The organism is Rhizobium sp. P1_E6, assembly GCF_056405875.1.
This window is the reverse complement of record NZ_JBFUBG010000153.1, coordinates 1-8,086: the sequence shown is the minus strand read 5'-3', so window position 1 is coordinate 8,086 and position 8,086 is coordinate 1. Positions and strand designations below refer to the sequence as shown.

At 59.1% G+C, this 8,086-nt stretch carries 6 protein-coding genes; 1 reads left to right on the top strand and 5 read right to left on the bottom strand.

Going from position 1 to position 8,086, the window contains the following annotated elements; translation table 11 throughout:
* The 4 genes from AC1D35_RS33840 to AC1D35_RS33825 form a co-directional block, all read right to left on the bottom strand.
* A partial coding sequence (locus AC1D35_RS33840) for an alpha/beta fold hydrolase (protein WP_477942235.1) occupies nt 1-641 on the bottom strand: 641 nt, incomplete at its 3' end.
* An 867-nt stretch (nt 642-1,508) separates the two neighbouring features.
* The gene (locus tag AC1D35_RS33835; RefSeq protein ID WP_477852087.1) at nt 1,509-3,563 is read right to left on the bottom strand and encodes a response regulator; all 2,055 of its coding nucleotides are present in this window, start codon (nt 3,561-3,563) and stop codon (nt 1,509-1,511) included.
* 380 nt (nt 3,564-3,943) lie between these two features.
* A complete protein-coding gene (locus AC1D35_RS33830; RefSeq protein ID WP_477852089.1) occupies nt 3,944-4,804 on the bottom strand; it encodes an alpha/beta fold hydrolase in 861 nt (286 codons plus the stop codon).
* A 352-nt stretch (nt 4,805-5,156) separates the two neighbouring features.
* Nucleotides 5,157-6,692: a histidine kinase dimerization/phosphoacceptor domain -containing protein gene (locus AC1D35_RS33825; RefSeq protein WP_113510229.1), complete on the bottom strand. Its 1,536-nt coding sequence runs from the start codon at nt 6,690-6,692 to the stop codon at nt 5,157-5,159.
* 324 nt (nt 6,693-7,016) lie between these two features.
* Between AC1D35_RS33825 and AC1D35_RS33820 the strand changes: the two genes are divergently transcribed.
* A complete protein-coding gene (locus tag AC1D35_RS33820; RefSeq protein WP_477942232.1) occupies nt 7,017-7,457 on the top strand; it encodes a hypothetical protein in 441 nt (146 codons plus the stop codon).
* 363 nt (nt 7,458-7,820) lie between these two features.
* Here the strand turns inward: AC1D35_RS33820 and AC1D35_RS33815 are convergent.
* Nucleotides 7,821-8,086: L,D-transpeptidase (locus tag AC1D35_RS33815; RefSeq protein ID WP_477942230.1), on the bottom strand; the 266-nt coding region annotated here is incomplete at its 5' end.

Below are 8,086 nucleotides of genomic sequence, written 5' to 3'. Positions count from 1 at the left end.
TTGTTACCTATGAGAAGTGTCGCCTTTATCCGTGAGCGCAGTGCTTCAAGATCAAGCTTCTCACGAACACCGTCGGCAAAGTAAGCGGGAAGCAGGTCGCGCATGATCTTGGTATAGTCGTCGTCGCTCGACATGTTCGGAACCGACTGCCAGGCTCGCAGTACTGCAGGCCCCTCCGCCTGATAGCGATCGGCAAAGCTCTGGACCCCGTTTGCAGCCGCCGTCATGAAGTCACTCCCCGTCACAGCCGACGACGAGTACAAGATCATTGCCGATACGCGATCCGGGTGCTCGATCGTATGTTGCTGGATGACGAATCCTCCGTGGGAATGACCGAGAAGAACGACTTCGGACAGGTCGAGTGTTTCGAGGAAGCTGCCGAGCTGTTTCGCGAAGCGTTCGACGGTATAGCCATGGGGGTGCTCAGCAAGCCGGCCTGAACCACCTGTACCGATTGGTTCAAGATACAGCATGGTAAAATGACGCTCCAAAAAACCCATGCGGAGATATTGCCAGTGGATGCCCGGGCCGCCGGGGTGAACTACTATAACCGGCCCTTGACCCGCGACATGAAAGCTTTGCTGAATTCCGTCGATATCGACGACATGATGTCCGGAGCTGAGGGTATTTCGCGTTGACATTGATTGGGCCTTATATCGCTTGAAAGCACGGTCGTATTCGAACCGCGCCAGGCAAATGGATTGAGTTTGGGGAGTTGTGGACGCAACGTCGCTGATTTGTGAAGGACATCGAGCTCTTCAAGCCATCGAAGCTTCGCTCACATTCCAGACGTTACCTTGGCCTAAACTCCAGCGATCGCCGGTGCCGCAGCGTTGCACGAAGAAAGCTGCGGCGGCGTTTGAACCAGAAGGTCACGTTCGGTCGACTGCTGGTTTTGGTTCGTGCCAGTCACCGTCTCGTCAGAACGACCTTATGTTTCGCATCGACTAGTAACATGCCTCGGTTCTGACTGGATGCCCGGAGCGCTCATCGTTCCATTGCCAATAGCAGCGATCATAGTCATCGTTGCTACCCAGGAAGATAGGACTGCGGTCCCTGAACCGTCCATCGAAGCGGTCGTGGGCAAAAAACGCACCGCGGTTTCCCTCCCTGTCGAAATGGCCCATACCAAATCCTCCCATGTGCCCCCCTTCCCCATGACTTCCCCCTCCGTGACCTCCTCCCCCGCCATGAGCAAGTGCGGGCGTTACTGTTGCGATGGAGCCAACTGCAAGGGTCAGAGAGATCAGGCCCGTTGCGGCGATCTTACGAAGCATAGACATGGTAGTTTTCCTATTAAGCGGCTCTGTGTAGCCGCCATGAGCATATGTTCATCGAAATTGGCGAACACTTGCCACAATTCAGGGATTTTGCTCACATGTTGTCACATCTTCTCACCACAACCGTAGGGGGCCGTGATCGCCGGCGGCACGGGAACGGGAAACAGCCACGAGCGCGTGCTGAGCCTGGTGAAGACGGCATCGAACCCGCACGGAGATAGACGCTGATCAGCCCTTCGTCGGAATTTCCAGACGCACGACGTTTGCCGATTGGGTCACCGAAGTTTTCGCCTTCTCGAGGCAGGCGGCCAGATCCTCGATCTTGAAAGGCTTGGGGACGACTGGCCGTCCGACTTCCGTACCGGCCTCCAGCCTGTCGCTATAGCCGGTCATCAGCACGACGGGCAGAGACGCGTTTTTGCGGCGGATCTCCTCGGCAAGCTCGATCCCCGACATGCCCGGCATCATGATGTCGCTGACGACCGCCTCGATTTCAGGATGACGGTCCAGGATCTCGATCGCCTCGGGGCCGCCTGCTGCTACGAAGATCGTCGGTACGATTTCGTCGAGCGCCATTCGCACGGATTCCAGGGATGCCGGCGTGTCGTCGACGATCATGATCGTACGGGGAAGGTTTGCCGAAGGGGCTGAATCCGCACGCACCGCCCGCGGCTCGTTTGATCGCGGCAGAAGCAAGGTAAAGGCGGTGCCGTGGCCTGAAAGGCTTGCGACCTTGACTGCACCGCCGCTGCCGCTGGCAAAACTGTGGACCTGCGTCAGCCCAAGGCCTGGGCCGCCATTCTTCTTGGTAGAAAAGAACGGCTCGAACACCCGTGCGAGATTTTCCGGGGCGACACCCGTCCCGGTGTCGGAAATCGTCAGCGCGACGAATGGTCCTTTCAGCCCGGCATCCTCCGTGGCGCCGTCGAGCACATTGCGGGCGGAAATGGTCACCTTTCCACCTCCCGTCATGGCCTCGCGTGCATTCGTCAGGACGTTGATCAGAGCAATTTCAAGCCCAGCAGGATCGACGTGAACCGGCCAGGTATCTTCCGGCACCCTGATCTCCATCAGGATCGTGTCGTTGACGGCTTGGCGCAGCAGCGGAGACAGTTCGGCAAGCCTGCCGTCGAGCTCGACCTGGGAGGCGCCTTGGTTGGAACGTCTCGAAAACGACAGCAGCCTTTGCGTGATCGCCTTTCCCCGAGCCACGCCATCGCTCATATGCGCCAGAAGCTGCGTCACGCGCTGTTCGTCGTTTCGCCGTCTCTTGATGCCCTCCACCCCGGACTGGAAAACCATCAGCAGATTGTTGAAATCGTGGGCCGCCTGCCCCGTCAGCTTTCCCAGCGCATCCATCCGCTGCCAATTGGCCACGCTTTCCCACTCCCGGCTTCTGGCGCGCACCTCCCTATAAAAGAGAAATACAGCCGAGCCCGACAGCAGGAGCGTGAAACAGCTCGCCGCGGCAAGCAGCATGGTGGCGTTGCGCGCCAGCCGCTCATAATCGGCGACCGGCAGGCCAACTCTTACCCGCCAGGGCGTGTCAGCGAGCGCGACCTCGGCGACCCGAAGCTCCATCCCGTCGTGGAGAGTCGCCGCGCCGAAGTCCTGGCCGGAAAAGCTTGCGAATTCGGTGGCAGGATTACCGGCGAGTGCGGGAGCGCCGGTCGACGCCACCAGACGGTCCTGTCCATCGACGATCCAGGCCGACCAGGACCCTGGAAGTCCGTTGGCATAAAGCAGTTTGGTCACGATCGTCGGCCGGATCACCACCGACAGAACGGCCCTCAAACGATCGTTCCTCTGGATCGGAGCTCTCAGCGCAAAGGCAGCCTGGCCTTTCGGCCCGATGGCGATATTGCCGACCACTGCGGCACCCGTGCGAACCAGGGCGTCGTGGCTTTCCATATCCACAACGCGCGTGTCGGCTGACGGATCGAGCGGCGGAAACGACAGAACCACTTCGCCCTTCTCGTTCGAGATCCGGATCTGCTCCCATTCAGGCACCCGATCGCGCAGGCGCCGCGCAGTCTCGGCAAATGCGGCGCGCGGAATCGGAGGGTCGAGGCGGGGGGAATCGGCGACGATCGAGAGCAGTTGGACCTGGCTCTTGAGTTCACGTTGAAGCGTGGCGGCCAGCGTCGCTGCCCGACCACGAATATCGTCGTCGAGAGAGGCTTGCTGCTCTTTGATGAAGAACCTTCCCATCAACGCCGCCAGTATGATGACCGGAATGAGCGATGCCGTAATGAGAAGGAGCGCTGGCCGGGTTTTGTTCAACGGACACTCCGGTGTGTTCTTTCGAACCCTATCAAATAATCCAGGGTAGGAAACTTGCAATGCCAAGTTGGAATGAGACTGACCTTTCCCCCGGATAAGCGGCGAAAGCATAGCCGGTATCGCTACTCGACCTCCAGATGGGTGTCTCGCATCGGCAGGTAGGTGGCCTCGATCGGTTTCTTCTGGCTGATATGCGAGATGCCTCGCTTGTTGCCCAACCGGACGAGGAGGGCCTCAGCTTGAGCCTCGACATTCCTTGGCATCACAGGCGGTTTGCCTCTCGATCGCCCCGTAGGGTGTTGGAGACATTGTTTCCCATCCTTCCGGGAGAAAAACAAACCCAGCGCGCGTCTGTTTCGCGGGGCGCTCCTGCTTCACATTTATTGCCCCAGGAAGGCCGAAATCGCCTGCGCCAGCGCTGACGGATTTTCTTCTGCTACGTGATGACCGCTGTCGATGCCGAAACCGCGCACGTCATCTGCCCACGTCTTCCAGATCGCCCGCGGATCACCGTAGATCTGCTCAAGGTCGTCGCGCAGCGACCACAGACACAGCATCGGGCAGGCGATCCTGCGACCGGCGTCGCGGTCTTGCCGGTCGTGGATATGGTCGATGCGGATACCGGCGCGGTAATCTTCGATCATGCCATGGACGACGAGCGGTTTGGAGATTGCCTCGAGGACATCATCATAGGCTTGCCGTCCCATCGCGTCCGGGCGCAACGTGTCGTACCAGGCGAGCGGATCGGCCGAGATTGCGCGTTCGGGCTTTTCGGGCTGGGCAAAGAAAAACCAATGATACCAATCACGGGAAAATTCCCAGTTCGCCCGCTCCAGATGCTCGAGCACGGGGAGCCCGTCAATGATCAACAGTCTTTCGACGTGGTCTGCATGATCCATCGCCATGCGAAAGGCACTCAGGCTGCCGCGATCATGGCCAACCACGGCAAACGTGTGAAAGCCGAGTCTCTTCATCATGACGACGAGCGCAGCAGCCTTGGCCCGCTTCGACGAATAGCGGCTGTCGTGGGTGTCGGCGGGAATATAGGATCGCCCAAAGCCCGGCAGATCCGGACAGATGACCGTAAAGGATGGCGACAGAAGGTCGGCCACCTTCCCCCATGTCATGTGCGTTCTGGGGTGTCCGTGCAGGAGAAGCACCGGTGGTCCACTGCCGCCGATGCGCATACAGATCGACCCTTCGGCAATCTCGACATATTGAAGCTCGAAACCTTCAAACATCGACGTTCCCGCATGTTCGCATGTCTTCTGCCGGCCAGTCGTTTGACGGTTCATTCCTGACAACGGACACGATGTATCGTCGCGAACGGGAGAGTTCATCGCGAAGTGCGGCAAGCCTACGCCGACCCTCACTCAGGATGTGATCAGGATCGTGCATCCGCGCGCCTCTGTTCTGTCCGAAGATCAACTCACGGATCGCGGCCGAGTTCCGGCTGTCAACGGAAGCACTGTCAGAAAGCGCCCTTCTTCCGACTTTGGCCAGAAGGTCAAAGGACGTGTAGCACCGGACCGTCCTGCATTTTGCCGCTCCGGATGTCCGGCGCTCGTGGCTTTTGGTCCCAGACCGCCCGCATCATCGTACGGCAATCGACAATAGTGCAGTGAAGACGGTGCCCTGAGCCTGCTCAGTGGTGTAGGTCCCATCCATCTGGCTGACGAAGGATTTGATCAACCTGCTTCCCATGCCGGTTTTCGCTGCAACCGGCTCATATCCAACGCCATCGTCCGCCACTTCAAGCAGGACCTTGCCGTCGGGGCGATCAAGCAGCCTGATGCGGATATGTCCGTCGTCACGACCGTCAAAGGCGTATTTCATGCTGTTTGTCAGAAGCTCGTTCAGCAGCAATGCAAATGGCGTGGCCTTGTCTGCATCGATCCTGATATCGTCGATCTCGAAGGTCAGCTGGATTTCGCGATCATGCAGCCCGACCAACGTGCGAACCAGGTTTGGCACGAACTGCCGCGCAGTGACGCTGCTGAACTGATCGAAGCCGTACATCTGTTCGTGCACCGCCGACATGGCGACGATCCGCTCGTTCACCCTCTGGACGGTCTCCGGCCGCAAGCCCTGCAGCCTGATAAGCGCCATCACGGTCTGCAGATTGTTTTTCACCCGGTGATGTATTTCCCGCATCAGCACCTGGTTGGTCCGAAGCGCCTCGGCAAGCTCTGCGGTGTGGTGCGCGTCCGCATGCGCGAGGCTCAGGATCTTCAATCCGCCGACCACTGCCGCACAAAGTGCCAGAAGAACGATCAGCGCGGCAATCGAAACATCGGTCCAGAAGGGCTTGAGGATTGCCGCTGTGTCGGCCGATGCAATGGCGACGAAGGGCGTCCGCTCGACGATGCGATATGCCACCAACCTTTCGACCCCGTCGACGGGGGACACGGACACATAAGAGTCCGATGTTGCCTTGCGCATATAGTCGGTAAACAGGATGTAGTTGCCGAGATCGACGACTTCTTTCGGCTCGGGATACCTTGCGATCAGCTTGCCGTCTCGCCTGAGGAAACTCACCGTCGAGCCCGGCCCAAGCGACGCAGCGTCCCAGATCGATCGCAGCATCCCGACATCAAAGGCCAGGATCGCGACAGCTTCGAACTTGTCGTTGCGCTCGATGCGCGCCGCCGAGAGGAAGACGTGGCGATCCGTGTTGCGCATGACAGTCATCGCCGACGTATGGTCCTCTGCACCATTGGCCAGGCGGCGGAAATAGGTCTGGTCGACGATGTCGGCGGGGCTGCTTTCCCGGTCCGTCGAATAAAGAAGGGTCCCGTCCGCAGCGACCACATAGGCGGTTGCCGTGGTCGGCAATTCGGCCGTCGCGGCGTTGAACCTTCGAACGCGCTCCTCGTCCGGCAAGGTCTCCACCGTTCCGAAGGCATCGTCCATGCGGTGAAGGGTCTGGCGCGCCAGCGAATTGATCCAGATCGCGTTGGCGGCGACGATCTTGGCGGTGGCAGTAACCTGATCTTCCCCACGCCTGACGGCGGACATGTAGCTCGAATGCAGCCAGAAGCCCAAGACAAGCGAGAGCGCAAGGAACATTGAAACGATGGCGGCAATTGCAGCCCTGCCGACAATCGTGAAGCCTTTCGTGAGGCCCATTGAATCCCCATGGATCTAACAGGCAGCACTGTCGGATAGCAGGCTATCGGAGTCAAGGATAGGTTGCAGCCGCCCGTACCATCCTCCTCCGCTACCCGGTTTAGAGCGGCACACAGCAGGAACCGCGGCATCGGAATGAATAGGCGCCTGTCTGCAGATCCTGCCAGGACAGTGCTTCCTTCCGTGTTGGATTGGCTGGTCAGGCGAACAATGATGGTGCCTTCGATAGGTTTCGTAACTGACTAAAGAACGCCTCGTGGGCTTTTTCCGCCCGCTCCCGAACCAAGAAACCGCTGCCGCGTTACTTGCGCAAAGGAGATCGCAATGCGTCTGATCATCGAAAGCGATTATGAGCTCGTTTCAGGGGGGAATCTTGGGCGYGACGCCCTTGAGAGGGCACAGCAATTCATCGATGAATTCCTCGTCTTCGTAAAGGCGAACGACGTCTGTCACGACGTGATTGACGAGATCGAACTACCTGCTCCAAAATCGCTCCTGGTGTCGGCGTTTTGTGTCGTGATCGCTGCCGAACGGTGTCCGGATATCAGAAGCCTCCTCATCAAGGCAGGCATTACTCTCGCACAGTACCGGCCGGGCCTCGGCCCACGGATCAGAGTTACGCCCGGTTCACCGCGCTGGCGCTCCGAGCCGACAATGTCCAAGGTTCATGCCCGTCGGCTTGAGYAAACACTGTTGAGGGTCGCCGAGGAACGGGTCCAGCTCGCCGAAACCTATCTGCGGGCCGTCTCGCGGTCGCTCAACTAACCGCGAACGGAGATGGCACGATCCAAAAGTGCGGCAAAAGCTCAGACTTCAGTCCGGAACCACACGTCCGCGATCCCCGCTCATTGCGGTCGCATTGACGACGCTCCCTGAATTGCGGGCGACGCTCGACCGGTTCATCCGAGTATCTGCCAGAGACCACTGGCCGCGCGCTGACAATCGCGTCTAGGCGCTTCAACGGACGCGCTGAAGATCGCCCGACGAAGTCCCCAACGTTTTCGCCCATCAACATGACCGCGGCGTCCCAAAACGCCAGGCACATCCTGTGATCGTACAAGAAGGCGGCTCGGTCATCCTGTTCGAGACCAGCTGGGTTTTTGCAAATTCAGCCATGGGGATGTCGCGTCAGTCGATGAATTTGACAATGACACCCGGCTTGACCATTCCCGCGAGCTCCTCGGCATCCCAATTCGTCAAGCGCACGCAGCCGTGCGATCCAACCTTGCCAATGAGTTCGGGATCGGGTGTGCCATGGATGYCGTAAGTCGGTTCGGTGAGATCAATCCACACGCTTCCGACCGGCCCGTTCGGCCCCTTGGGTATCGTCAGGACTTTGGTATTCCTGCCCTGCTTGAAATTGACCTTCGGATCATAGCGGTAGACAGGCATCC